The organism is Nocardia sp. NPDC005825, assembly GCF_040630175.1.
In the GTDB taxonomy this organism is placed as follows: Bacteria; Actinomycetota; Actinomycetes; order Mycobacteriales; family Mycobacteriaceae; genus Nocardia.
In genome coordinates this window covers 719,026-744,720 of the sequence record NZ_JBEXXC010000001.1, presented here as the reverse complement: position 1 = coordinate 744,720, position 25,695 = coordinate 719,026, and the positions used below count along the sequence as shown (strand labels likewise).

At 69.2% G+C, this 25,695-nt stretch carries 26 protein-coding genes; 20 read left to right on the top strand and 6 right to left on the bottom strand.

The genetic code is table 11. The annotated features are described in order from the left end of the window. Positions 1–2 precede the first annotated feature (2 nt). Complete coding sequence (locus ABZ382_RS03535; protein ID WP_357083340.1) at positions 3–794, top strand: hypothetical protein; 792 nt, start codon at positions 3–5, stop codon at positions 792–794. On the opposite strand, the gene ABZ382_RS03530 is transcribed toward ABZ382_RS03535, so the two are convergent. Next, entirely contained in the window at positions 795–1,676 is an 882-nt protein-coding gene (locus ABZ382_RS03530) for an alpha/beta hydrolase (protein ID WP_357083338.1), read from the bottom strand. A gap of 108 nt (positions 1,677–1,784) precedes the next feature. On the opposite strand from ABZ382_RS03530, the gene ABZ382_RS03525 reads away from it, so the two are divergent. Continuing rightward, positions 1,785–2,378 carry a TetR/AcrR family transcriptional regulator gene (locus tag ABZ382_RS03525; RefSeq protein ID WP_357083335.1) on the top strand — a complete coding sequence of 198 codons (594 nt, stop codon included), beginning with the start codon at positions 1,785–1,787 and terminating at the stop codon, positions 2,376–2,378. Positions 2,379–2,387: 9 nt separating this feature from the next. Here ABZ382_RS03525 and ABZ382_RS03520 read toward each other — a convergent pair whose 3' ends face one another. Further along, the gene (locus tag ABZ382_RS03520; protein ID WP_357083332.1) at positions 2,388–3,275 is read right to left on the bottom strand and encodes an alpha/beta hydrolase; all 888 of its coding nucleotides are present in this window, start codon (positions 3,273–3,275) and stop codon (positions 2,388–2,390) included. Positions 3,276–3,571: 296 nt separating this feature from the next. Here ABZ382_RS03520 and pyrR point away from each other — a divergent pair, with 296 nt between their 5' ends. The 15 genes from pyrR to ABZ382_RS03445 all read left to right on the top strand — a co-directional run bounded on the left by pyrR (position 3,572) and on the right by ABZ382_RS03445 (position 20,761). After that, positions 3,572–4,210, top strand: coding sequence for a bifunctional pyr operon transcriptional regulator/uracil phosphoribosyltransferase PyrR (gene pyrR, locus ABZ382_RS03515; RefSeq protein WP_357083329.1), 639 nt, complete (start codon positions 3,572–3,574; stop codon positions 4,208–4,210). Further along, a complete protein-coding gene (locus ABZ382_RS03510) occupies positions 4,207–5,172 on the top strand; it encodes an aspartate carbamoyltransferase catalytic subunit (protein WP_357083326.1) in 966 nt (321 codons plus the stop codon). Before pyrR ends, ABZ382_RS03510 begins: the two co-directional genes overlap by 4 nt. After that, a complete protein-coding gene (locus tag ABZ382_RS03505) occupies positions 5,169–6,461 on the top strand; it encodes a dihydroorotase (RefSeq protein WP_357083323.1) in 1,293 nt (430 codons plus the stop codon). Before ABZ382_RS03510 ends, ABZ382_RS03505 begins: the two co-directional genes overlap by 4 nt. 29 nt (positions 6,462–6,490) lie before the next feature. Next, positions 6,491–6,988, top strand: coding sequence for a transporter (locus ABZ382_RS03500; protein WP_357083320.1), 498 nt, complete (start codon positions 6,491–6,493; stop codon positions 6,986–6,988). Further along, a complete protein-coding gene (carA, locus tag ABZ382_RS03495; RefSeq protein ID WP_357083317.1) occupies positions 6,985–8,103 on the top strand; it encodes a glutamine-hydrolyzing carbamoyl-phosphate synthase small subunit in 1,119 nt (372 codons plus the stop codon). Before ABZ382_RS03500 ends, carA begins: the two co-directional genes overlap by 4 nt. Beyond that, complete coding sequence (gene carB, locus ABZ382_RS03490; protein WP_357083314.1) at positions 8,103–11,408, top strand: carbamoyl-phosphate synthase large subunit; 3,306 nt, start codon at positions 8,103–8,105, stop codon at positions 11,406–11,408. Before carA ends, carB begins: the two co-directional genes overlap by 1 nt. Next, positions 11,405–12,229: an orotidine-5'-phosphate decarboxylase gene (gene pyrF / locus ABZ382_RS03485; RefSeq protein ID WP_357083311.1), complete on the top strand. Its 825-nt coding sequence runs from the start codon at positions 11,405–11,407 to the stop codon at positions 12,227–12,229. Before carB ends, pyrF begins: the two co-directional genes overlap by 4 nt. Before the next feature lie 104 nt (positions 12,230–12,333). Further along, on the top strand, positions 12,334–13,185 hold the full coding sequence (locus ABZ382_RS03480; RefSeq protein ID WP_357083308.1) for a patatin-like phospholipase family protein: 852 nt from the start codon (positions 12,334–12,336) through the stop codon (positions 13,183–13,185). A 53-nt stretch (positions 13,186–13,238) separates the two neighbouring features. Next, complete coding sequence (locus ABZ382_RS03475) at positions 13,239–13,667, top strand: VOC family protein (RefSeq protein WP_357083305.1); 429 nt, start codon at positions 13,239–13,241, stop codon at positions 13,665–13,667. A gap of 595 nt (positions 13,668–14,262) precedes the next feature. Continuing rightward, positions 14,263–14,586, top strand: coding sequence for an integration host factor, actinobacterial type (gene mihF / locus ABZ382_RS03470; protein WP_033086940.1), 324 nt, complete (start codon positions 14,263–14,265; stop codon positions 14,584–14,586). Positions 14,587–14,593: 7 nt separating this feature from the next. Beyond that, entirely contained in the window at positions 14,594–15,178 is a 585-nt protein-coding gene (gene gmk / locus ABZ382_RS03465; RefSeq protein ID WP_357083302.1) for a guanylate kinase, read from the top strand. A gap of 89 nt (positions 15,179–15,267) precedes the next feature. After that, complete coding sequence (gene rpoZ / locus ABZ382_RS03460) at positions 15,268–15,546, top strand: DNA-directed RNA polymerase subunit omega (protein WP_213556271.1); 279 nt, start codon at positions 15,268–15,270, stop codon at positions 15,544–15,546. A gap of 7 nt (positions 15,547–15,553) precedes the next feature. Further along, the gene (gene coaBC, locus ABZ382_RS03455) at positions 15,554–16,774 is read left to right on the top strand and encodes a bifunctional phosphopantothenoylcysteine decarboxylase/phosphopantothenate--cysteine ligase CoaBC (protein ID WP_357083298.1); all 1,221 of its coding nucleotides are present in this window, start codon (positions 15,554–15,556) and stop codon (positions 16,772–16,774) included. A 198-nt stretch (positions 16,775–16,972) separates the two neighbouring features. Then, complete coding sequence (metK, locus tag ABZ382_RS03450; RefSeq protein ID WP_357083295.1) at positions 16,973–18,187, top strand: methionine adenosyltransferase; 1,215 nt, start codon at positions 16,973–16,975, stop codon at positions 18,185–18,187. An 81-nt stretch (positions 18,188–18,268) separates the two neighbouring features. Beyond that, positions 18,269–20,761 (top strand): primosomal protein N', encoded by a 2,493-nt coding sequence (locus ABZ382_RS03445; RefSeq protein ID WP_357083292.1) that lies wholly within the window; start codon positions 18,269–18,271, stop codon positions 20,759–20,761. A 41-nt stretch (positions 20,762–20,802) separates the two neighbouring features. On the opposite strand, the gene ABZ382_RS03440 is transcribed toward ABZ382_RS03445, so the two are convergent. Genes ABZ382_RS03440 through ABZ382_RS03430 form a run of 3 tightly spaced genes read right to left on the bottom strand, consistent with a single transcriptional unit; the run spans position 20,803 to position 22,567 of the window. Continuing rightward, complete coding sequence (locus ABZ382_RS03440; protein WP_357083289.1) at positions 20,803–21,240, bottom strand: MarR family winged helix-turn-helix transcriptional regulator; 438 nt, start codon at positions 21,238–21,240, stop codon at positions 20,803–20,805. A gap of 10 nt (positions 21,241–21,250) precedes the next feature. Next, on the bottom strand, positions 21,251–21,676 hold the full coding sequence (locus ABZ382_RS03435; RefSeq protein ID WP_357083286.1) for a hypothetical protein: 426 nt from the start codon (positions 21,674–21,676) through the stop codon (positions 21,251–21,253). 45 nt (positions 21,677–21,721) lie between these two features. Beyond that, the gene (locus ABZ382_RS03430; RefSeq protein ID WP_357083283.1) at positions 21,722–22,567 is read right to left on the bottom strand and encodes an NAD(P)H-binding protein; all 846 of its coding nucleotides are present in this window, start codon (positions 22,565–22,567) and stop codon (positions 21,722–21,724) included. A 78-nt stretch (positions 22,568–22,645) separates the two neighbouring features. On the opposite strand from ABZ382_RS03430, the gene ABZ382_RS03425 reads away from it, so the two are divergent. Continuing rightward, positions 22,646–23,227: a TetR/AcrR family transcriptional regulator gene (locus ABZ382_RS03425; protein ID WP_357083280.1), complete on the top strand. Its 582-nt coding sequence runs from the start codon at positions 22,646–22,648 to the stop codon at positions 23,225–23,227. A 15-nt stretch (positions 23,228–23,242) separates the two neighbouring features. Here the strand turns inward: ABZ382_RS03425 and ABZ382_RS03420 are convergent, their stop codons facing one another. Continuing rightward, positions 23,243–24,040: an ATP-binding cassette domain-containing protein gene (locus tag ABZ382_RS03420; protein ID WP_357083277.1), complete on the bottom strand. Its 798-nt coding sequence runs from the start codon at positions 24,038–24,040 to the stop codon at positions 23,243–23,245. Positions 24,041–24,127: 87 nt separating this feature from the next. Between ABZ382_RS03420 and ABZ382_RS03415 the strand changes: the two genes are divergently transcribed. Both ABZ382_RS03415 and ABZ382_RS03410 read left to right on the top strand, forming a co-directional pair. Continuing rightward, entirely contained in the window at positions 24,128–24,817 is a 690-nt protein-coding gene (locus ABZ382_RS03415) for an HAD-IA family hydrolase (RefSeq protein ID WP_357083274.1), read from the top strand. Between the two features lie 192 nt (positions 24,818–25,009). Continuing rightward, entirely contained in the window at positions 25,010–25,606 is a 597-nt protein-coding gene (locus ABZ382_RS03410) for a PadR family transcriptional regulator (RefSeq protein WP_357084021.1), read from the top strand. Positions 25,607–25,695 lie beyond the last annotated feature (89 nt).

Below are 25,695 nucleotides of genomic sequence, written 5' to 3'. Positions count from 1 at the left end.
CGATGCTCACCACCTCGAACGCGCTGTACCTGTCGGCGGCGATCGGCTCGGTCGCCGTCATCATCGGGTCGCTGGAGCGGCTGGCGGCGCCGCGGCTGCTCTCCGACGGCGCCCTCGCCGGCTGGCCGGTCTCGGCGACGAGCGCCCGTCTGCTGACGCGGAGGTCGTTCCAACGCAGTGTCGGACAGCTGCTGGTGTATCCGAGAGTGCTCGGCCTCATCGCCGCCTGCCTGGCGTGCGCGGTGCTACTGGTCGTACACCCATCGTCCGCTCTGAACGCCGTGGCGGCCAGCGTGATCGCCGCGACCTACATTCTGCTGAGCCTGCGCTCCCGCTTCGGGGGCGACGGGGCCGACCAGATGACGATCATCCTATTCGTAGCCCTGGCACTGGCCTTCACCATCGGCCAGCAGCGCGCCGAGGTGATCGTCCTCTGGTTCCTCACGGCCCAGGTGTGCCTCGCGTATTTCACCGCGGGCGTGGCGAAGCTGGTCAGCCCCCTGTGGCGCAGCGGAGCGGCGCTGCCCGAGATCTTGGCGACCCACGCCTACGGGCATCGGCGGGCCGCCAAGATCCTTGCGCGCCATCGAACCACCGCGGCGGCGATGTGCTGGTCGGTGATCCTGCTCGAATGCGGTTTTCCGCTGGTCCTGGTCGGCTTCGAGCCGCTCACCTACCTGCTCCTGGTCACCGGTGCCCTCCTGCACATCGGCACCGCGATCCTCATGCGCCTCAACACCTTCGTGTGGGCGTTCCTCGCCACCTATCCGGCGGTCATCTACACGACGATGTGATCAGGCCCGCACCTGATCGTGCTGCTCCACGAATCCGAGGAAGCGCGGAATCACCGTTTCCGGTATGGCCCACAGCATTTCGTGCCCGACACCGGGAATGATTTCGATATCGGCGGCCGGGATGCACTCCCGTGCGCGTGCCGCGGCAGCGTGCGGATCATTGGCGATCGTCGTCTCCCCGAACAGCACCAGCATCGGCGCGGTGACCCGGGCCAGCTGCTCACCGGGCAGCGTCCGCGACCACGGCATCGCGATGCGGAACTTCAACGCGGCCAACGTCAGTGTCCACATCTCCTCGGAGAGCTTCACCCCGGGCGTCATCCACTCCAGGAACTTCTCCATCCGCTCCCGCGTGGGCCGGATCCCGCCGAGCAGGAACTTGAACAGCAGGCTCCACTTCGGCTTGATGAACGACGCCGCATCCGGTTCCAGCATGCTGATACTGGCCAGCCGATCCGAGCGCTGCGTCGCGGTCAGCAGCGACAACCACGATCCTCCGGAGTACCCGGCCAGATGCACCCGCTCGGCCCCGATCCCGTCGAATACCTCGGTGAGCCACCGAACGATGTCGTCCTGCCCTTTCAGTGGCGCGGTCTGCTCACTGCGCCCCGCCCACCCCAGCGGATCCACCGTGTACACGATGTGATTCCGCGACATCTCCTCGATGAACGGCATCCAGAACAGCCCCATCCCCGGCATCCCGGGCAGCAGCACGATCGGCGCACCCTCGCCGCTCCCGGACTTGCGCACCCGCGTTGTGCCGAAAGAGGTTTCGATATCGAGGTCCGTCGCCGCGACCGGCCACTGCGCGGCCAGGTCGTCGTAGGCCCGCAGGTAGTCCGTCTTGGCCTGCGCGTTCTTGAATCGCCCGATCTTGGCCATGGTGTGCCTCCCCTTGATCATCGTTGATGATACGAACGTATCATAAAAATGATATGGGCGTACCATCAAAATCTTCCATCCCGCAGGAGTAGTGAGAGAGCTGGTCAGATGCCTCGTTTGGTCGATCACGAGCAGCGTCGGCGTGAGATCGCCACGGCCGCACGGACTGTCATCGCCGCCGGTGGACTCGACGCGGCCACCTTCCAGGCGGTCGCCGCGGAGGCGGGGATCTCGGTGCGGTTGATCCAGTACTACTTCGGCACCAAAAGGGATTTGATGCTCGCGACCCACACGGCCGTGGTGGCGGATTTCGGGGTGGGGTTCACCGAGCAGTTCACGAAACTCGGGCCCGAGGCCACGCCGCGGGAGATCATTCGCACCTTCGCGGTGGGTCTGCTGCCGCTCGATGAGCAGCGGCGGCAGGACAATCTGGTGTTCGCGGCCTTCCATGCGGCCAATCTGACCGGGAACACCGTCACCTCGGAGGAGATGATGGGGCCGCCGCGTTATCTGGTCACCGTGGTCACCGAACAGCTGCTGCGGGAGCGGGGAGCCGAATCCGATACGCACGCCGCGGAATTGGACGCCGAATTGATCGTCGGAAGCGTCAGTGCCATCACCCAGCTGGTGCTGGCCGGCGGCAGCACCCCGGAGCGGGCGGTCGAACTGCTCGACCGCCTGCTCGACCGGATGCTGCCCTAGTCCGAGGCCTCAGCCCTGGGTTTCGACGTGGGCGCGCACGAAATCGACCACGGAATCGGTGAATTCGTCGTTCGCGTCGCTGGCCGCGGTGTGGGCGGCGGTGCCGATCTCGGTGTACTCGGCCTGCGGGACCAGCGCGCGGAAGGCGGCCACGCCCTCCTCGCTGACCACGTCGGAGAGCGCGCCGCGCACCAGCAGCACCGGGATGTCGAGCTGCCGGGCCGCGTTCTCGAGCGCCTCGGTGTGGACGTCGATCTCCTCGCCGCGCCCGTCGCGCGGGCCGCCCATCATGGCCGGATCCCAGTGCCAGTACCAGCGGCCGTCGGCGCGCTTGCGCAGATTGCGTTGCAGCCCTTCGGGGTTGCGTGGGCGGCGGCGGTGGGGGAGGTAGGCGGCGACGGCGTCGGCGGCCTCCTCGAGGCTGGCGAAGCCCTCGGGGTTGCTGGAGAGGAAGTTGATGACGCGCTCGACGCCCTTGCGCTCGGGGCGGGGGACCACGTCGACGAGGACCAGGCCGGTGATCCGGTCGTGTTGCGGGTGGGTGGTGGCCATCAGTCCGGTGAGGCCGCCCATGGACGCGCCGACGATGAACGCGGGCTTGCCCAGTTGCTCGAGCACGGCCATGAGGTCCTCGACCATGGCCTCGCGGCGGTAGTTGCCGTCGGGATCCCAGTCGCTGTCGCCGTGCCCGCGCGCGTCCAGGAGCACCGCGTGCATGCCCGCCTTGGCCAGCGCCAGCCCGGAGTCCTTCCAGGATCCGCGGGTCTGACCGCCGCCGTGCAGGAACACCACCAGTGGTCCGTCCTGGGGTCCCCAGCTGTCTCCGGCGATGGTGATGCCGCCGTACCCGCGGAAGTCGACCCGGGCGGGTTCGGTGAATTCAGCGTCATTGCTCACGCATCGAGCATCGCACACGTCGATATACGGTGTATGAACACTGGCCGGTAACCAGGACGGGTGAGCGCCGAATCGGCGTGAAACCTGCCACAGTGCCCGGCTCGCTGTATTGCTGAGGACTTGCCGGTGATGCGGCATTCGGCGTGTTCGTCCAGGTCGGGGCGGTCGGGGGCGCGGTATGCGGGCGGCTCGCGCGCGGGGGTGCGGGGTCGGGGGCGCATTCGCGCGCTGGTAGGGTCACTGCCCGAAAGACATCCTTTAACGGACCGTCCCGTGAGGCGGGGAAGGAGGTCGGCATGGCTGTGCCCGAAGACCGGGCGGCCAAGTCGAGCGCTGCCGAGTTCTCGCAGCGGCACGACCCGGACCGGGTCGAGACCGGACGCGAGCTGCTCTCCGATTCCGACGTCGGCCGGACCATCGCCCGCATGGCGCACCAGATCATCGAGAAGACCGCCCTGGACTCCGGTGATCCGCAGGTTGCCCGCGTGGTGCTGATCGGAATCCCCACCCGCGGAACCACTCTGGCCCATCGCCTGGCCGGCCGGATCGAGGAATTCTCCGGCGTCCGCCCCGCGATCGGCTCCCTCGACATCACCCTCTACCGCGACGACCTGCGCTCCAAGCCGCACCGTCCGCTCGAGCGCACCTCCGTGCCCGAGGGCGGCATCGAGGACGCCCTCGTGGTGCTGGTCGACGACGTGCTGTTCTCCGGTCGTACCGTGCGTTCGGCGCTCGACGGCCTGCGCGACCTGGGCCGCCCCCGCGCGGTGCAGCTCGCCGTGCTCATCGACCGCGGCCACCGCGAACTTCCCATCCGCGCCGACTACGTCGGCAAGAACGTGCCGACCGCGCGCACCGAGGACATCTCGGTGCTGCTGCGCGAGCACGACGGCCGCGACGGCGTGTACCTGCGCCAGGAGGGTGACGCCCAGTGAAGCACCTGCTCTCGGTCACCGACCTGGACCGCGAGACCGCCAACGGCCTGCTCGACGAGGCCGAGCGGTTCGAACAGGCGCTGCTGGGCCGCGAGGTCAAGAAGCTCCCGACGCTGCGCGGCCGCACGGTCATGACCGTGTTCTTCGAGAACTCCACCCGCACCCGGGTCTCCTTCGAGGTCGCGGGCAAGTGGATGAGCGCCGACGTCATCAATGTCAGCGCGTCGAGTTCCTCGGTCTCCAAGGGTGAGTCGCTGCGCGACACCGCCCTGACCCTGCACGCCGCCGGCGCGGACGCCCTCATCGTGCGCCACCCCGCCTCCGGCGCGGCGCACCAGATCGCGCGCTGGTTCGCCGAGATGGACGAGGCCGCCAGCGGTTACGCCGGTCCCGGCCCGGCCATCATCAATGCCGGTGACGGCACCCACGAGCACCCCACCCAGGCGCTGCTGGACGCGCTGACCCTGCGTCAGCGCCTCGGCGACCTGGAGGGCAAGCGGATCGTGCTGGTCGGCGACATCCTGCACAGCCGGGTCGCCCGCTCGAACGCCTTCCTGCTCAGCACCCTGGGCGCGGAGGTCGTGCTGGTCTCGCCGCGCACCCTGCTGCCGATCGGCGTGGAGGCCTGGCCCGTGCGGGTCTCGGACTCCCTCGACGCCGAACTGCCCGGCGCGGACGCGGTCATGATGCTGCGCGTGCAGGCCGAGCGCATGAACGGCGGCTTCTTCCCGTCGGCGCGCGAGTACTCGATCCGCTACGGCCTCAACGAGCGCCGCATGAAGATGCTCGACGACCACGCGGTGGTCCTGCACCCCGGCCCCATGCTGCGCGGCATGGAGATCGGCTTCTCCGTCGCCGATTCCCCGAAAGCGGCTGTGCTGCAACAGGTCAACAACGGAGTCCATATGCGCATGGCGGTGCTGTTCCGCCTGCTGGTCGGAACCGACGAGGTGGTGGCATGAGCATCCTGATCCAGAACGTCCGTCTGTACGGTGCGGGCGACGCGGTCGACGTGCTGCTCGCCGACGGCGAGATCCGCGAGATCGGCGCGGGCCTGTCCGCGCCGGACGCCGAGATCGTCGACGGCAAGGGCCAGTTCCTGCTGCCGGGTTTCATCGACCTGCACACCCACCTGCGCGAGCCGGGCCGCGAGGACACCGAGACCATCGAATCCGGTTCCGCCGCGGCCGCTCTGGGCGGTTACACCGCGGTGTTCGCCATGGCCAACACCAGCCCGGTCGCCGACACCTCGGTCATCACCGACCATGTGTGGAAGCGCGGCCAGGAGGTCGGTCTGGTCGACGTGCATCCGGTCGGTGCGGTCACCGTCGGCCTCGAGGGCAAGCAGCTCGCCGAGATGGGCACCATGGCCGCCGGCGTCGGCGCGGTGCGCATGTTCTCCGACGACGGCCACTGCGTCTACGACCCGCTGATCATGCGCCGCGCCCTCGAATACGCGAACTCCCTGGGCGTGCTCATCGCCCAGCACGCGGAGGAGCCGCGCCTGACCAAGGGCGCCGTCGCCCACGAGGGCCCGACCGCCTCCCGCCTGGGCCTGGCCGGCTGGCCGCGCGCCGCCGAGGAGTCCATCGTGGCCCGCGACGCCCTGCTGGCCCGCGACGCCGGAGCCCGCGTGCACATCTGCCACGCCTCCACCGCCGGCACCGTCGAACTGCTGAAATGGGCCAAGTCCCAGGGCATTTCGATCACCGCCGAGGTGACCCCGCACCACCTGCTGCTCGACGACTCGCGGCTGGAGACCTACGACGCGGTGAACCGGGTGAACCCGCCGCTGCGCGAATCCTCCGACGTGGCCGCGCTGCGGCAGGCCCTCGCCGACGGCGTCATCGACTGCGTCGCCACCGACCACGCCCCGCACGCCGACCAGGACAAGTGCTGCGAGTTCGCGGCCGCGCGTCCGGGCATGCTGGGCCTGGAGACGGCGCTGTCGATCATCGTGGAGACCATGGTCAACCCCGGACTGCTCGACTGGCGCGGTGTCGCGCGGGTCATGAGCGAGAACCCGGCGCGGATCGTGGGCCTGGACGATCAGGGCCGGCCGCTCGCGGTCGGCGAACCCGCCAACCTGGTGCTGATCGACCCGGCCGCCGAATGGACGGTGGAGGCGAACGAACTCGCCTCGATCGCCCGCAACACGCCCTTCCAGGCGATGACCCTGCCCGCGAAGGTGACCGCCACCTTCCTGCGCGGCCGGCTCACCGCCCGGGACGGCAGGATCGTCGCCGGATAGCGGCGGGTGGGGAACCGAGGAGAACCGAAATGCGACTGCTGCAAGTTGTGATTCTGCTGGCCTTGTTCGTGCTGTGCCTGGGACTCATGTACTGGGCGTGGACGGGCCGGGCCAAGAAGCAGGCGGGCGCGATCGGCGACCTGCCCGCGGTGCCCGCCGACTGCGGCGCGCAGCTGTTGGAGCCCACCACGGGGCTCTACCTCGGCAGCACCCTCGCCCCCAGCTGGATTCAGCGAATCACGGTGGGCGACCTGGGTTTCCGCGCCACCGCGGAGCTGACCCGATTCGAACGCGGCATCCTGCTCGAGCGGGATGGCGCGGCGACGATCTGGATTCCGCAGGAATCCATCACCGCGGTGCGCGCCGAGCGCGGGCACGCGGGCAAAGTGATGACAGAAGACGGTGTGCTGGTGATTCGCTGGACATTGCCGACCGGGACCGAGGTGGATACCGGTTTCCGCGGTGACGACAAAGCGGTGTACCCGGCATGGACCGCAGCAGCTACGAAGACGGGAGACGAGGCATGAGCAGCGGAAATACTGCCGTGATGGTGCTCGAGGACGGCCGCGTGTTCCGCGGGACGACCTTCGGCGCCGTCGGGCAGACCCTGGGTGAGGCGGTGTTCTGTACCGCCATGACGGGGTACCAGGAGACCCTCACCGACCCCAGCTACGACCGCCAGATCGTGGTGGCCACCGCGCCGCAGATCGGCAACACGGGCTGGAACGACGAGGACGACGAGTCGTCGAAGATCTGGGTCGCCGGGTACGCCGTGCGCGACCCCGCGCGCCGCGCCTCCAACTGGCGCGCCAACCGCACCCTGCAGGCCGAGCTGGAGAACCAGAACGTGGTCGGCATCGCGGGCATCGACACCCGCGCGGTGGTGCGCCACCTGCGCACCCGCGGTTCGATGAAGGCGGGCATCTTCTCCGGCGACCAGCTCGCCGACTACGAGGAGCTCGTCGCGCGGGTCAACGGCCAGCAGTCCATGCTGGGCGCGGACCTGGCCGGTGAGGTCTCCACCGACGAGATGTACACCATCGACCCGATCGGCGAGCACCGCTTCACCGTGGTCGCGGTCGACCTGGGCATCAAGTCCAACACCCCGCGCATGTTCGCCCAGCGCGGCATGCGGGTGCACGTGGTCCCCTCCAACGTGACCCTGGACCAGATCAAGGAACTGAACCCCAACGGCGTGTTCCTGTCCAACGGCCCGGGCGACCCGGCCACCGCCGACACGCAGGTCGCGCTGACCCAGGGTGTCCTGGGCGAGGGCATCCCGCTGTTCGGCATCTGCTTCGGCAACCAGATCCTGGGCCGGGCGCTGGGCCGCAACACCTACAAGATGAAGTTCGGCCACCGCGGCATCAATGTGCCGGTCATCGAACATCATTCGGGCCGCATCTCGATCACCGCGCAGAACCACGGCTTCGCCCTCGAGGGTGAGCGCGGCGAGGTGTTCGACACCCCGTTCGGCAAGGCCGAGGTCAGCCACGTCTGCGCCAATGACGGTGTCGTCGAAGGCGTTCAGCTGGTGAACGGCAAGGCCTTCTCCGTGCAGTACCACCCCGAGGCCGCGGCCGGACCCCACGACGCCGCCTACCTGTTCGACCGTTTCGCCATGCTGATGGAAGGAGCCTGATGCCACGCCGCACCGACCTCAACCACATCCTGGTGATCGGCTCGGGCCCGATCGTCATCGGCCAGGCTTGTGAGTTCGACTATTCGGGAACCCAGGCGTGTCGCGTCCTGCGGTCCGAAGGCCTGCGCGTGTCGCTGGTCAACTCCAACCCGGCGACCATCATGACCGACCCGGAGTTCGCCGACTCGACCTACGTCGAGCCGATCACCTGGGAATTCGTCGAGAAGGTCATCGCCAAGGAGCGCCCCGACGCGATCCTAGCGACCCTGGGCGGCCAGACCGCGCTGAACTGCGCTGTCGCCCTGCACGAGAACGGCATCCTCGAGAAGTACAACGTCGAGCTGATCGGCGCCGACTTCGAGGCCATCCAGCGTGGTGAGGACCGCCAGAAGTTCAAGGACATCGTCGCCAAGGTCGGCGGCGAGTCCGCGCGCTCCAAGGTCTGCTACACCATGGACGAGGTCCGCGAGACGGTCGCCGAGCTCGGCTTCCCGGTCGTCGTGCGCCCCTCCTTCACCATGGGCGGCCTGGGCTCGGGTATGGCCTACAACCACGAGGACCTCGACCGCATCGCCGGCGGCGGCCTGGCCGCCTCGCCGACCGCGAACGTGCTCATCGAGGAATCCATCCTGGGCTGGAAGGAATTCGAGCTCGAGCTCATGCGCGACCGCAACGACAATGTGGTCATCGTCTGCTCGATCGAGAACGTGGACCCGATGGGTGTGCACACCGGTGACTCGGTCACCGTCGCCCCAGCCATGACCCTCACCGACCGCGAATACCAGAAGATGCGCGATCTGGGCATCGCCATCCTGCGCGAGGTCGGCGTCGACACCGGCGGCTGCAACATCCAGTTCGCGGTGGACCCCAAGGACGGTCGCCTGATCGTCATCGAGATGAACCCGCGCGTGTCGCGCTCGTCGGCGCTGGCGTCCAAGGCCACCGGCTTCCCGATCGCCAAGATCGCCGCCAAGCTGGCCATCGGCTACACCCTCGACGAGATCGTCAACGACATCACCAAGGAGACCCCGGCCTGTTTCGAGCCCACGCTCGACTACGTGGTCGTGAAGGCTCCGCGCTTCGCCTTCGAGAAGTTCCCGGGCGCCGACACCACGCTGACCACGACCATGAAGTCGGTCGGCGAGGCGATGAGCATGGGCCGCAACTTCTCCGAGGCGCTGGGCAAGGTGCTGCGCTCGCTCGAGACCAAGGCCACCGGTTTCTGGACCCAGCCCGACGGTGAATGGACCGACGTGCAGGCCATTCTCGACGATCTGAAGGTGCCCACCGAGGGCCGCATCTACCAGGTGGAGCGCGCGCTGCGCCTGGGCGCGAGCATCGAGGACACCGCCGCCGCCTCCGGTATCGACCCCTGGTTCGTCGCCGAGGTCGCCGCCCTGGTGGAGCTGCGTCAGGAGATCATCGACGCCCCGGTGCTGGACGAGCCGCTGTTGCGCACCGCCAAGCACTACGGTCTGTCCGATCGCCAGATCGCCGCGCTGCGACCGGAACTCGCCGGTGAGGGCGGCGTGCGCGAGCTGCGCCACCGCCTGCAGATCCGCCCGGTGTTCAAGACCGTCGACACCTGCGCCGCCGAGTTCGAGGCCAAGACCCCGTACCACTACTCGGCCTACGAGCTCGATCCCGCCGCGGAGTCCGAGGTCGCGCCGCAGCGTGAGCGCGAGAAGGTCATCATCCTGGGCTCGGGTCCGAACCGCATCGGCCAGGGCATCGAGTTCGACTACTCGTGTGTGCACGCCGCGCAGACGCTGTCGGCCGCGGGCTACGAGACCATCATGGTCAACTGCAACCCCGAGACCGTGTCGACCGACTACGACACCGCCGACCGTCTCTACTTCGAGCCGCTCACCTTCGAGGACGTGCTCGAGGTGTACCACGCCGAAACCGAGTCCGGCACCGTCGCGGGCGTCATCTGCCAGCTGGGCGGGCAGACCCCGCTGAGCCTGGCGCAGCGCCTCACCGACGCGGGCGTGCCCGTGGTCGGCACCTCGGCGGCGGCCATCGACCTGGCCGAGGACCGAGGCGAGTTCGGCGATGTGCTTGTGGCGGCGGGTCTTCCGGCCCCCAAGTACGGCACCGCCACCACCTTCCCGCAGGCCAAGAAGATCGCGTCCGAGATCGGCTACCCGGTGCTGGTGCGCCCGTCCTACGTGCTGGGCGGCCGCGGCATGGAGATCGTCTACGACGAGGCCACCCTCGCCGACTACATCTCCCGCGCCACCGAGATCACCCCGGACCACCCGGTACTGGTCGACCGGTTCCTGGAGGACGCCATCGAGATCGACGTCGACGCCCTGTGCGACGGCGACGAGGTCTACCTGGGCGGCGTCATGGAGCACATCGAGGAGGCCGGCATCCACTCCGGCGACTCGGCGTGCGCCCTGCCCCCGATCACCCTGGGCCGCAGCGATATCGAGGCCGTGCGCCGCTCCACCGCCGCGCTCGCCAAGGGCATCGGCGTCAAGGGCCTGCTGAACGTGCAGTACGCGCTCAAGGACGACGTGCTCTACGTCCTCGAGGCCAACCCGCGCGCCAGCCGCACCGTGCCGTTCGTCTCCAAGGCCACCGCGGTGCCGCTGGCGAAGGCCGCGGCGCGGATCGCGCTGGGCGCCACCATCGCCGAGCTCCGCAAGGAGGGCCTGCTCCCGGCCGAGGGCGACGGCGGCACCGTGCCGATCGAGGCCCCGGTCGCGGTCAAGGAAGCGGTCCTGCCGTTCCACCGCTTCCGCCGCCCGGACGGTTCCGGCATCGATTCGCTGCTCTCGCCGGAGATGAAGTCCACCGGTGAGGTCATGGGCATCGACGCCGACTTCGGCACCGCCTTCGCCAAGTCGCAGTCCGCCGCCTACGGGTCGCTGCCGACCGAGGGCACCGCGTTCGTGTCCATCGCCAACCGCGACAAGCGCGCCATGGTGTTCCCGGTCAAGCGCCTGCACGACCTGGGCTTCCGCATCCTCGCCACCGAGGGCACCGCGGAGATGCTGCGCCGCAACGGCATTCCGTGTGATCGGGTGCGCAAGCAGTCCGACAACGCGCCCGACGAGGCCGGCATCGTGGACATGATCAAGGACGGCGACGTCGACATCGTGTTCAACACGCCCTACGGCAACAACGGCCCGCGCGTGGACGGCTACGAGATCCGCACCGCCGCGGTCGGCGCGAACATCCCGTGCATCACCACCGTGCAGGGCGCGGCCGCGGCCGTGCAGGGCATCGAGGCCACCATTCGCGGCGGCATCGGCGTGCGCTCCCTGCAGGAACTGCACGCGGTGCTGCGCGGATGACCAGCTTCGGGCTACGGCTGCGGGAGGCGATGCGCGCGCACGGACCGTTGTGCGTGGGCATCGACCCGCATCCGCCGCTGCTGCGGGCCTGGGGCCTGAGCGAGGACGCCGCCGGGGTGGCCAAGTTCGCCGACGCCTGCGTGCGGGCGTTCGCGGGCCGGGTCGCCCTGGTCAAGCCGCAGGTGGCGTTCTTCGAAACCTACGGTTCGGCCGGAATCATGGTGCTGGAGGAGACCATCGCGGCGCTGCGGGCGGCGGGCACCCTGGTGCTGGCCGACGCCAAGCGCGGCGATATCGGCTCCACCATGGACGCCTACGCGCACGCCTGGCTCGGTGACGGCCCGCTGGGCAGCGACGCGGTCACCGTGTCGCCGTACCTCGGATTCGGTTCGCTCGCACCGGCTCTGGAGCTGGCCGCGGCCAACGGGCGCGGTGTGTTCGTGCTGGCGGCCACTTCCAACCCGGAAGGGGCCGAGCTGCAGCGCATCACCGGCGCCGACGGCCGGACCATCGCCCAGCGGATGGTCGACGACGCGGCCGCGGTGAACGCCGGAGCCGAATTCGGTTCGGTCGGTGTGGTCGTCGGTGCGACACTCACCGAAGCGCCGGACCTGAGCGCCCTCAACGGCCCGATCCTGATGCCGGGCGTGGGCGCCCAGGGCGGGGGAGCGGAGTCCATCCGTGCCCTGGTCCCCGCCCGCGATCTGGGCGCGGTACTGCCCAATGTGTCGCGTGAGGTGCTCCAGGCGGGCCCGACGGTCTCGGCGCTGAAGGACAAGGTGGCCGAGCTGGCCGGGGAGTTCGCCTTCCTGCAGAACTGAATTCCAGACACGAAGTCACTCGTGGCACCGGATCCGATCCGGTGCCACGAGCCGTTCGGAGGAAGTCTCTCCGCTTACCGGACTTTTCCGGATACCCTGGCACCATGTCTGCCGCGATGCCGCCCAACGGAATTCGCCGTGCGCTCGTCCTCGGCGGGGGAGGTGCGGTCGGCCTGAGCTGGATGGCGGGCGTGGTACTCGCCTTGCGCGAGGCCGGAATCGACCCCGCGGCGGCCGATCGCATCGTCGGCACCTCGGCCGGAGCGGTCGTCGGCGCGGCGCTGGCCGGGGGCACCGATCCGAGTCTGCTGCTGCGGCGGCCCGGTACGGGGTCGGGGGATCGCCCGGTGATCAAGTTCGACCCGGTCACCTTCGGCGAGATCTTCGGTCTGCTGAGCACGCCCGGCCTGGACCCGGCCGAGGCCCGACGCCGCGCCGGTGTGCGCGCACTGGAGATGAACCTCGGCGATCCGGCCGAGCACATCGACCGCATCGGCGGATTCGTCGGCCACGCCGACTGGCCGCAACGCGATCTGCGCATCACCGCCATCAGCGTGGCCACCGGTGAACTTCAGGTTTGGACGGCCGACGGCAAGGCCACCCTGCCAGAGGCGCTGGCGTCGAGCACCGCCGTGCCCGGGGTCTTTCCGCCCATCCCGATCGATGGCGACCACTACTTCGACGGCGGCATGCGCTCGCCCATCAATGCCGACCTGGCCGCCGGCGCCGAACGGATGCTGATCATCGAACCGCTGGCGCACCTGTTCCCGCACAGCCCCTCCGATCGCGATCTGGGCGGCGCGGCAACGTCTTTCATCGTCCCCGACGCCGACGCCATCACCGCCTACGGTCCCGATCTGTTCAGCGCGGCCGCACTGGTGCCCGCGTACGAGGCGGGGCTGCGGCAGGGGGCCGAGGCGGCCCCGGGGCTGCGGGACTTCTGGCCCGCTGCCTGATCCGGGTGTCACTACGCTGGACCCGACCGCTCGGTAGGAAGGTGTGATTTCTCATGTCCAGCGCCGCAATCGGCCTGCTCTCGTACGCCCAAACCCGGATCCTGGTGGACGATTTCGCCGCCAGCTTCCGGTTCTATCGCGATGTGCTCGAACTGCCGCTGAAGTCGGAGGTCGAGGGTGACGTCCCCGAGACCGATGAGGGCCCCTACGCCTGTTTCACCGTCGCCGGACAGGATCTCGCGCTGTTCACCCGCGCCTACATGGACGCCGCGATCGGTGCGGAGCACCGCCCGCGGGCCGAAATCGACACGGCCGTGGTGGTTTTGCGGGTGGCCGACGTCGACCAGGCCGTCGAGGTGCTGCGTGCGCGCGGCGCGGTGATCGTCGGCGAGCCCGCCGACCAGCCCGCGTGGGGCATGCGCGTGGGCCATGTGCGCGCTCCCGAGGGCACGCTCGTGGAGCTGTGCCAGTACGCGGATTGATCCTGTTCGCTCTCGGCGAACCATCCGGCGGGCCGATCGAACGCTTGTCCGGATCGACCCGCTCCCGTCCGCCCGGGCGGTGGGCGGGTCCTCGCATGTATCGGGCGGGTTTCGCGCGTCAGCGGCCGCGTGAGGGCCGGAAACGGGCCGTTCGGGCGTTGTCGCAGGTGGTCGCACCGGGTCCGACCTGCATCGGAAGGTGTCTGATTTGCGAGTTTTCAAGGTCTCGGAACGGGCCCCGGTGATGCGCGACACGCGCTACGGATTCGAACGACACGCCGAGAAATCCAAGAAAAATCCAGGTCGCGTGATTACAGCTCGGTCACGGTTTCATCCGGGGCCAGTCCGACCCCTCGAACGCGCGGTCGAGAAACCGAAAAAGCCCTGGCCGCAAGGCTATTCGCGACCCCGCGCGGCCGTGGGGCGCGCCCGGTGCGGCGGCGCCCGCGGCGGTGTGCATCCGGCCCGGTCGCGCGCCGAATCACGCGCTGACCTGGGGGGTGGGTTCGCAATCGGCAAGCGTCGTGGGTACGGTCGCTGAGACCACCGGGTTACCGGAGGTAGATCAAGCAATGAACGATGAGACGGAGGAACCGTGGCCCTTCCCCAGCTGACTGACGAGCAGCGCGCCGCTGCTTTGGAGAAGGCGGCTGCCGCTCGCCGCGCTCGGGCGGAGCTCAAGGAGCGCTTGAAGCGTGGTGGCACCGATCTGAAGACGGTCCTTGCGGACGCCGAGAAGGACGAAGTCCTCGGCAAGATGAAGGTTTCGGCCCTGCTCGAGGCCCTGCCGAAGGTTGGCAAGGTCAAGGCTGCCGAGATCATGAGCGAGCTCGAGATCGCTCCCACCCGCCGCCTGCGCGGACTGGGCGACCGGCAGCGTAAGGCGCTGCTGGCCCGGTTCGACTTCAGCGCCGAATAATCCGAGGGTGGTCGAACACACTCGGAAGGGTCGACTGGTAGTACTGGTCGGCCCCTCGGCCGTCGGCAAGTCCACCGTCGTGCGCTGCGTGCGCGAACGACTGCCCGAATTGGTATTCAGTGTGTCGGCCACCACCCGGGCTCCGCGGCCCGGGGAGGTCGACGGTCAGGACTACCACTTCGTCACCCGCGAGAAATTCGACGCCATGATCGACGGCGGCGAAATGCTCGAATGGGCCGATATCCATGGTGGACTGCAGCGGTCGGGCACCCCGGCCGCACCCGTGCGGGAAGCGCTCGCCTCCGGACACCACGTCCTGATCGAGGTCGACCTCGAGGGCGCGCGCTCGATCCGCGAATCCATGCCGGAGGGCCTGCTGGTCTTCCTGGCCCCGCCCAGCTGGGACGAGCTGGTGTCCCGCCTGACCTCGCGCGGGACCGAATCGCCCGAGGTCATCGAGCGTCGGCTCCAGACCGCGCGCACCGAATTGGCCGCGCGTGACGAGTTCGACATCGTGATCGTGAACGACCACGTGACCAGCGCCTGCGAGCAGTTGGTATCGTTGTTCGTTAGCACAAATTCGGGGTCCTAGTTCTCGAACCGCGGAACCCGAACATCCGGCTCGTCTTCGAAGTGAGCCGGGAAGCCATCCTTCCGAACAACCCCGCAGGAGCCTTCCTAGTGAGTACGGACCTCAAGACCGTTCCCGCCTACGACACTCCGGTCGGCCTCACCAACCCGCCGATCGACGAACTGCTGGAGCGGACGTCGTCCAAGTACGCGCTGGTCATCTACGCGGCCAAGCGCGCGCGGCAGATCAACGATTACTACAACCAGCTCGGCGACGGCATTCTCGAATACGTCGGTCCGCTGGTCGAGCCGGGTCTGCAGGAGAAGCCGCTGTCGGTGGCCATGCGCGAGATCCACGCCGACCTGCTCGAGCACTCCGAAGGGGAGTAAAACCGCGGTGACCCGAGTCGTCGTCGGCGTCGGCGGCGGTATCGCCGCCTACAAGAGCTGCAACCTCGTGCGCCGGTTCACCGAAACCGGGCACGAGGTTCGTGTCATTCCCACCGAGTCGGCGTTGCAATTCGTCGGCAAGGCCACCTTCGAGGCGCTGTCCGGCCATCCCGTGCACACCGGTGTCTTCGCCGACGTGCCCGAGGTGCCGCACGTGCGCCTCGGCCAGGAGGCCGACCTGGTCGTCATCGCCCCCGCCACCGCGGACCTCATGGCCCGCGCCGCGCAGGGTCGCGCCGACGACCTGCTCACCGCGACGCTGCTGACCGCGCGCTGTCCGGTCCTGTTCGCCCCGGCCATGCACACCGAGATGTGGGAGCATGCGGCCACCCGGGCGAACGTGGCGACGCTGCGCGCGCACGGCGCGACCGTGATGGAACCCGCCTCGGGCCGCCTGACCGGCACCGACACCGGTCCGGGCCGGCTGCCCGAGCCGGAGGAGATCTTCGGTCTGGCCCGGCTGCTGCTCGAGCGCGCCGACGCGCTGCCGCGCGACCTGGAGGGCCGCCGCGTGGTGGTCTCCGCCGGCGGCACCCGTGAGGCGCTGGACCCGGTCCGCTTCCTGGGCAACCGGAGTTCGGGCAAGCAGGGCTACGCGATCGCCCGCCTGGCCGCCCAGCGTGGCGCTCAGGTGACGCTGATCGCGGGCAACACCATCGGCCTGGAGGCTCCGGCCGCCGTCGAGGTGGTGCACGTGACCTCCGCCGACCAGTTGAAGGTGGCCGTCGACAAGCACGCGCTCGGCGCGGACGCCGTCATCATGGCGGCCGCGGTCGCCGACTTCCGGCCGGTCAACGTCGCCGCGTCCAAAATCAAAAAGGGTGCGGGCGAACCGAATTCGATCGAGCTGGCCAAGACACCCGATATCCTTGCCGGGTTGGTACAGGCTCGTCGCGACGGGCACCTACCGGGCACCGCGATCGTCGGCTTCGCCGCCGAGACCGGGGACGAGCACGCCGACGTGCTCACCCACGCCCGGGCCAAACTGGCCCGCAAAGGCTGCGACCTGCTGGTCGTGAACGCCGTCGGGGAAGGGAAGGCCTTCGAGGTCGATACCAACGACGGCTGGTTGCTCGGTGCCGACGGCACCGAGATCGCCCTGGACCACGGGTCCAAGGCCCTATTGGCTAGCCGAGTGCTGGACGCACTCGGTCCCTTGCTCCGCTGAAGCCTCGGCACCGCAGGGTTCGGACGCTCGCCGCGCAGGTCGCGGCGGGTGTCCGAGTCGCAATGTGCTCGTCACGGTGGTGGATCGCCCCTGTGACGAACATATTGGAATAACCTGAGACAAAGGGTTGTGCGATGGCGCGGAGACGCTACTGTCGCCACCCGATACGAGAAACCCGTTGAGGGAGAGGGAACAACTGTGCGCACGTCTGGCAGCCGCCTATTCACCAGTGAGTCGGTGACCGAAGGTCATCCCGACAAGATCTGTGATGCCATCAGCGATTCCATCCTCGACGCGTTGCTCGCGGCCGATCCGCGCAGCCGGGTCGCGGTGGAGACCCTGGTGACCACCGGTCAGGTGCACGTGGCCGGTGAGGTCACCACCTCGGCCTACGCCGACATCCCGACCATCGTCCGCGAGAAGGTCCTGGAGATCGGATACGACTCCTCCGCAAAGGGTTTCGACGGCGCGTCCTGTGGCGTGAACGTCGCGATCGGCGCGCAGTCGCCCGATATCGCCCAGGGCGTGGACACCTCGCACGAGGCCCGCGTGGGCGGCGAGGACGACGAGATCGCCCGTCAGGGCGCGGGTGACCAGGGCCTGATGTTCGGGTACGCCACCGTCGAGACCCCGGAGCTGATGCCGCTGCCGATCTCGCTGGCGCACAAGCTGTCCCGGCGTCTGACCGAGGTCCGCAAGACCGGCGTGCTGCCGTACCTGCGGCCCGACGGCAAGACCCAGGTCACCATCGAGTACGACGGCGCCATCCCGAAGCGCCTCGACACCGTGGTCATCTCGACCCAGCACGCGGCCGATATCGACCTGGACAACCTGCTGGCCCCCGACATCCGCGAGAAGGTCGTCGACGCGGTCCTGTCCGAGCTGAAGCTCCCCAACCCGCTCGACACCTCCGACGTGCGCCTGCTGGTCAACCCGACCGGCAAGTTCGTGCTCGGCGGCCCGATGGGTGACGCGGGCCTGACCGGCCGCAAGATCATCGTCGACACCTACGGCGGCATGGCCCGCCACGGTGGCGGCGCCTTCTCCGGCAAGGACCCGTCGAAGGTCGACCGCTCGGCCGCGTACGCCATGCGCTGGGTCGCCAAGAACGTCGTCGCCGCCGGCCTGGCCGAGCGGGTCGAGGTGCAGGTCGCCTACGCCATCGGCAAGGCGGCCCCGGTCGGCCTGTTCGTCGAGACCTTCGGCACCGAGCAGATCGACCCGATCAAGATCTCCGACGCCATCGGTGAGGTCTTCGACCTGCGTCCCGGCGCGATCATCCGCGACCTGGACCTGCTGCGCCCGATCTACGCGCCGACCGCCGCCTACGGCCACTTCGGCCGCACGGATGTCGATCTGCCGTGGGAGCGCACCGACCGCGCGGAGAAGCTGCGCGCGGCCGCCGGGCTGTAATTGACCGGCACCCAACAGTTCTCGACGGGAGCGTCGGGCACGGAGACCCCCTCCGAGCCCGACGCTCCCGCCGTCGTTGGCGTGTCACGGCCCATCGCCCGGGTCCTGCCCCTGCTCGAACCCGCCCACCTGGACCGCGATTTCGACTATGTCGTCCCTCCTGAGCTGGATGAGATCGCCCAGCCGGGCGTCCGGGTCCGAGTTCGCTTCTCCGGCCGCCTCATCGACGGCTACCTCCTCGAACGCCTCGAAAGATCCGCCCACACCGGCAAACTCGTCCGCCTCGAACGCGTGGTCTCCAGCGAACAGGTCCTCACCCCCGAAATCCTGAAACTCGTCACCGCCGTAGCCGCCCGCTACGCCGGCACCCGAGCCGACGTCCTCCGCCTCGCCATCCCACCCCGCCACGCCAAGGTCGAAACCGAGGGCACCGAGAAGCCCGAAAAGCCCAAGCGCGCGTCGAAGAAGACCGCCGCCGCTGAACCGATGACCGACCTACCGGGTGCGGTCGACCAAGACTCTGTCCAGCCATCCGGTGCGGACAGTCCGGACGATGCACCCGCCGTGGCGGTCATCGCCGCACACGGAACCACTGACGACCCTGCCGCGCAGGCTGATCCGCGAGGCATCGAGGCCGCAGTGCCTGAATACGACACCGCGGAGCTCGGGCGCGCGCCCACGAGTGTGGTCTTCGGTGGCGCCCCGGGCTCTGAGGCGGTCGCCGATACCTCGTCTGCCGAAGACTCCGGGGTGGTCGGCACAGCGAGCACCGAGATCGCAGCCCATGCCTCGGGCGTGGCGGAAGGTCCCGCCGGAGAGCGCGATCAGACCACACCCGCGAGTGGAGCCGATCACGCCCCGGGGGGGTCGAACGGCGAGGCGCCGGAGGAGAGCGAGGCGGGGGCTCGGGTGACCGTCGCATCGGCCCAGTCGGTTGCCGAGGAGTTCCCCGGGTGGGGACGGTATGTGCACGGACATTCGTTCCTGGGCGCGTTGGCTGCCGGGCGGGGGCCGCGGGCGGGGTGGCAGGCGTTGCCGGGGGAGGATTGGGCGCGGCGGCTGGCGGAGTTGGCGGCGGTGACCGTGCGGGGCGGGCGCGGGGCGGTGATCATGGTGCCGGATCAGCGGGATCTGGATCGGGTGCTGGCGGAATGTGTTGCGCTGGTGGGGGAGTCGGCGGTGGGGCTGGCGGCGGGGCTGGGGCCGTCGGCGCGGTATCGGCGGTGGTTGTCGGTATTGCGGGGGCAGGCGAAGGTGGTGGTGGGGACCCGCAGTGCGGTGTTCTCGCCGGTGCGCGACCTCGGATTGATCGCGATCTGGGACGACGGGGACGATACGTTCGCCGAGCCGCGGTCGCCGTATCCGCACGCGCGGGAAGTGGCGATGCTGCGGGCGCACGAGACCGGGGCGGCGTTCGTGGCGGCCGGGTTCGCGCGCACGGCCGAGGTGCAGGCGATCGTCGAATCCGGGTGGGCGCATGACCTGCTCGCGGATCGGGCCGTGGTGCGGCAGGCCATGCCGCGCATCACCGCGCCCGGCGATACCGACGCCGCGCTGGAACGGGATCCGATCGCGCAGGCGATCCGGATTCCGGCGGTGGCGTTCATGGAGGCGCGCAAGGCGCTCAAAGCCGGTGGGGCCGTGCTGGTTCAGGTGCCGCGACGCGGCTACATCCCGGCTCTCTCGTGCGCGAAGTGCCGGACCCCCGCGCGCTGCCGCCACTGCAATGGGCCCCTCGCCCTGCCGGACAGCGCGCCCGCGTCACGTGGCGCATTGCGCACCGGGCGAGAAGGTGTCGCCGAGGCGCAGAGCCCGGCCTGCCGCTGGTGCGGAATCACCGAGGCCGCGTTCCGTTGCGGATCGTGTGGATCTCGAGCCCTGCGGGCGGTCGTGATCGGTGCTTCCCGCACCGCCGAGGAGCTGGGCCGCGCGTTTCCCGGTGTGCCCGTGCGTGGTTCGGGCGGCTCCTCGATCCTGAATGCGGTGCCGGAAGGAGCGCAGGTGGTGGTCTCCACCATCGGCGCGGAACCCCCGGTGCCCGGCGGCTACGCGGTCGCCATGCTCCTGGACGGCTGGGCCCTGCTCGGCCGCGCCGACCTGCGCGCCGCCGAGGACGCCCTGCGCCGCTGGATGTCGGCTGCCGCCCTGGTCCGCTCCGACGGCCGCGTCATCGTCATGGCCGACGCCGGTCTCCCCACCGTGCAGGCCCTGGTTCGCTGGGACCCGGTGTGGCACGCCGGTTTCGAGCTCGACCAGCGCGTCGAGGTCCGTTTCCCGCCCGCGGTCCGCTTCGCCGCCATCGACGGCACCTCCGACTCGATCGCCGAATTGCTCGGCGAGGCAAAGCTTCCCGGTGACGTCGAAGTTCTGGGCCCGGTCCCGCTGCCCCCGGGCGCTCGAAAGCCCTTCTCCTCCGGTGACTCTCCCGCCGAGGTGGAGCGCATGATCCTGCGCGCCGACCGCTCCGGCGGGGCAGCCCTCTCGCGCGCTCTCACCGCCGCCCAGGCCATCCGCAGCACCCACCGCTCCGATGCCCCCTTGCGCGTCCAGATCGACCCGATCGACATCGGCTGACCGACGACGAGATCAGGGAGTTGCCAGCTGATCGATCCCGGTCAGGGACCGGTGATTTCGTCGCGGGGGAGGGCGGCGAGTGCGGTGAGTGCGTTGAGGAAGCCTCGGCGGTCGGCGGCGGGCAGCTTGGCGAGCAGCCGATCCTCCTGCGCCTGGATCTCCGCCTGGGCCGCATCGCGCAGCCGGCGGCCCTCGGTGGTGAGCGCGAGCAGCCGGGCCCGGCGGTCGGCCGGATCGGGGCGACGTTCGATGAGCCCGCGCTCCTGGAGGTCGTCGAGCACGGCGATGATCCGCGTCTTGTCCGCCCCGATCTCCTGTGCCAGCACCCCCTGACCCCGTGCCGGACCTGCATCGAGATGCAGCAGTACGACATACGCCCACATGGTCAGCCCGTGCGCGGCCAGCACCGGTTGCTCGGCCGCCATGAGGGCGCGGCCCAGGGGGACGATCATCGCTGCGAGGTCCGGACGGTCTGTCATGCGGACCAGACTATGCGGCGAGCCGGTGCGGCCTGTCGATCGTGTCGCCCGCGCGGGTCAGGACGGCGTCCACGTCGAAGTCGTCCGCCTGCCAGGAGTCGAGGCCGATGCCGATCCGGCCGCGCCAGGCGCGCACGATCGCGGTGTGGACGGGCCAGCGCACGAAACGCCGCATGTCCCGTTCGGACTCCCACACCGAGATCGAGCCGCCCCGGAACTCCGCCGGCCGGCCCCACAGCCACAGCCCCACCGCGCCCTGCAGGACCGGCCAGGTCTTGCCCAATTCCAGACCGGCCGTATAGATCTCGCGCGCCTCGGCCTCCGAGTTCGCGAGGAAATCGGTCACGCTGACGAACACCGGACCCGGACGACGATCGTTCGGGCCGGGATTCCAGGGCATGAGCACGGTACCGTCGGAGAATGATTTCGTATGCATACGTATACGATAAGCTCATGCCTACGAAATACTCAATGGACGAAATCAGCGGAAGGCCGGGGCGACGCGCGCCGCCCATTGCGCGTACCCGGTCGCGGGCCGCCCGAGGACGCGCTCGACATCACCGCTGACCAGCTGCTCCTCGGGCGTCGGCTCGCCGAGAATGCTGAGGGTGTGGTCCGCGACGGATTCCGGCATGAAGCGCAGCATGTTGACCCTGGCCTCCGCCCGGCTGAGCTCCACGAACCGCAACGACTCCCCGAGCGCCGCCGCCAGCGCCGCCGCCTGATCGCGCGGAGTGACGAGTTCCGGTCCGGTCACGGTGTAGCTCTGCCCGTGATGGCCGTCCTGCGTCAACGCTGCCGCGGCCACCGCCGCGATATCGCCCGGATCCACCTGCGGCAGACCGACATCCCCGAAGGGCGCGGGAATCATCCGCTCGGCGCGGACCGGTTCGATCCAGGCGAACGTATTGGTGAAGAACCCGCCCGGCCGCAGCACCGTCCACTCCAGCTCCGACGCGGCCAGCGCCTGTTCGAAGGCCAGCGTCCGGGCGTATCCGTCACTGCCCGGCCGGGTCACCGCGCCCTGCGAGGAGAGGAACACCACGCGCCGGACACCCGCCGCAGCAACGGTTTCCAGCACCTCGGCGGGTGCGGGCCCCTCGACCAGCTGCGGTCCGGTGATGAGCAGGAACAGGCTGTCCGCACCTGTCACCGCCTCGGCCAGGCTGTCCAGATCCCCGATGTCGGCGCGGCGGTGTTCGGCGCCGTGGGGCAGGTCGATCGGCTTCTCGCCGCGCGAGACGGCGACCACCTTCTCACCGGCTTCCGCGAGTTCGCGCACGAGCGCGCTGCCGACGTTTCCGGTCGCTCCGGTTACCACGATCATCTGTCTCACTCCTGAGTTAGTTGGCTGACTAAATCGAACGATAGGCCACATGACCGGCCGTTGTCTATAGTTAGTCGTATGACTGACTCAGTGGTGCGGGCGACGGGGAAGCGCGAGCGGCTCTCGGATGCCGCCGCCAAGGTCTTCCACGAGCAAGGCGTGGAGAAGACGACCATCGCCGATATCGCGCGCGCGGCCGATGTGCCGGTCGGCAATGTGTACTACTACTTCAAGACCAAGGATCAGCTGGTCCAGGCTGCGATCGGCGCGCACGCGCGCACGGCTCAGGAGATCATCACCGCTCTGGGCGAGATCGACGCCCCCGCGGCGCGTTTGAAGGCGCTGGTGCGCGGCTGGGTCGAGCAGCGGGAGGTCGCCGCCCGGTTCGGTTGCCCCTCGGGCACTCTCGCCACCGAACTGGACAAGCGGGCGGACGGCCTCGACCGCGAGCTCGCCGCTGTCATGCGCGGTCTGCTGGAGTGGATCGACGCGCAGTTCGCGGCCATGGGGCGCAGTGACTCTCGTGAACTGGCGGTCGCCCTGCTGGCCGCCTATCAGGGGATTTCCCTGCTCACGAATACTTTCCGCGACCCGGCCATGATGGCGGCCGAGGGCGCTCGCCTGGAACGCTGGATCGACTCGCTGGCCCCGGCGACCTGAGCCGACGACCGCGGATCAGTTCAGTTGCGGCTGAACAGGTCTGACACTCCAGCGGCCCTCGTCGCGCAGAATCCGCACCGGATGGTCGAAGCAGGTGCTGATGTGGGCGGTGGTGATCACCTCGTCGACCGCGCCGGCGGCGACCGTGCGGCCATCGCGCAGCAACATGGCGTGGGTGGTGCCGGGCGGGAGTTCCTCCAGATGATGGGTCACCAGCACCGACGCCAGCTCCGGGTGGGAGCGTTGCAGCAGGTCGACGCGCTCCAGAAGTTGTTCGCGCCCGGCCAGATCCAGCCCGGTGGCCGGTTCGTCGAGCAACAGCAGGCGCGGGCTGGGCATGAGGGCACGGGCGATCAGGGTGCGGCCGCGCTGGCCCTGGGACAGGATCTGCCAGTCCGCGTCGCGGCGGTGCGACAGGCCCAGCAGATCGACCAGGCGGTCCGCCTCGGCCAGCTGTTCGGGGGAGGCCCGCCAGCGGGGGATCAGGGCGGCGGTATTGGTCGCACCGGTCAGCACGACCTCGCGCACGGTGAGTGCGCCACTGGGCACATGGCGCGGATCGACGTGCCCGATGCCGGCCCGCAGCGCACGCATGTCGACGCGCCCCAGCCGCTGCCCGAGCACCTCCACAGCGCCCTTGGTGGGATGTTCCAACGCGCCGAGCATGCGCAGCAGCGTGGTCTTGCCCGCGCCATTGGGGCCCAGCAGTGCCCAGTGCTCGCCGGCGCGCACGGTGAGCGAAACCCCTTGCAGGATAGTGTTTCCGCTCCGTACCACCGTCACGTCGTTCACGTTCAGCACCGGGTCCGTCATGTCCCGAGCCTAGCAAACTCCTCAGACAAGTTGAGGAGTAGGGTGAGCTTGACGGTTAGCTATGCGTTTGCTGTGTAGGGTGGCGGCATGGCGATCGACGCGGTGCTGTTCGACTTCTCCGGCACGCTCTTCCGATTCGACGACGCGGCGTTCCATGGCGCGCGCCTCACCGATGCCGGCGGCCGCCTGCTCGACAGTCATGAGATCGCCGAAATCATGCGCCGCATGACCGCCCCGGTCGGCCAATTCGTCGAGTTCGACGCCGAAGGTCAATACGCCTGGGAGAACCGGGATCTCGATCCCGCGCTGCACCGCCGCGCCTACCTCCAGGTGCTCGAGCAATCCGGCGTCCCCGCCGCACAGGCGATCCGGCTCTACGAACTCATGCGCGACGCCGGGGAGTGGACGCCCTACTCGGACACCGGTGAAGTGCTGCGCGCACTCCACGAGGCTGGTCTGCGCGTGGGTGTGGTCAGCAATATCGCCTTCGACATCCGCCCGGCCTTCGCCGACCGCGGCTGGCTCCGATATATCGATGAATTCGCGTTGTCGTACGAAGTCGGCGCCATGAAGCCGGATGCCCGCATCTTCGAGGCTGCCCTGGACGGCCTCGGCGTCGCTCCCGGTCGGGCCCTCATGGTCGGCGACAGCCTCGAGGCCGACGGTGGCGCCAAGGCCCTGGGCTGCGCGTTCGCCCTGGTCGACCCGCTGCCGACGGACGAGCGCGCGACCGGCCTGTGGGATGCGGTCCGCGCGCACGACCTCCTGACCCCATAACCTCCAAACTGGTCGGTTCGTGTTCCAGTTCACCCTTGCTGCGGATAGATTGTCGATATATCGTCGATAGCAGCAAATGCAACGACGAGCCTTGAAGGAGGCACGACCATGGAACACATGGACAACATCGAACGGGGCCGCGGCCCCTGGCGGCGACGCGGCGACGAGCAGCAGGGCCCCGAACATCCGCGGATGCGTCGAGGCGGGCCCCGCGGCCCGCGTGGTGAATTCGGCCCGCACCGCCACGGCCACGGCCGTGGATTCGGCCCGGACTTCGGTCCCGGCTTCGGCCCCGGTCCGCACTTCGGTCGCGGTCGCGGTCGCGGCGGACGTGGCCGGCGCGGCGATGTCCGCGCCGCCATCCTGCTCCTGCTGCAGGAGCAGCCCATGCACGGCTACGAGCTGATCCAGCAGATTCGCGAACGCAGCGAGGATGTCTGGCGTCCCAGCCCCGGCTCCATCTACCCCGCGCTGGCTCAGCTCGAGGACGAGGGCCTGGTGCTCATCGAGAAGGTGTCGGGTCGCAAGACGGCCAAGCTCACCGCGGCCGGAGTCGAGTACGTCGAGGCCAATCGCACCGATCTGGGCGACCCCTGGCAGGACGTCAAGGACGGCGTCGGTGATCAGGCCCTGGACCTGCGCGGACTGGTCGGTCAGCTGATGGGCGCGGTGGCCCAGGTGGCCGCCGTCGGCACCAAGGATCAGGCGGCCAAGGCGGCCGAGGTGCTCACCGAAGCTCGCCGTTCGCTGTACCGGATCCTCGCCGAGGACGACACACCCGAAAAGTGACGGGTCCGAATCACCGGAAACCACCGGGACTTTCGGCTCGAAACGGGCCAAGATCGTGACATGGGACAACAGCGCCCCATGCGATCTTG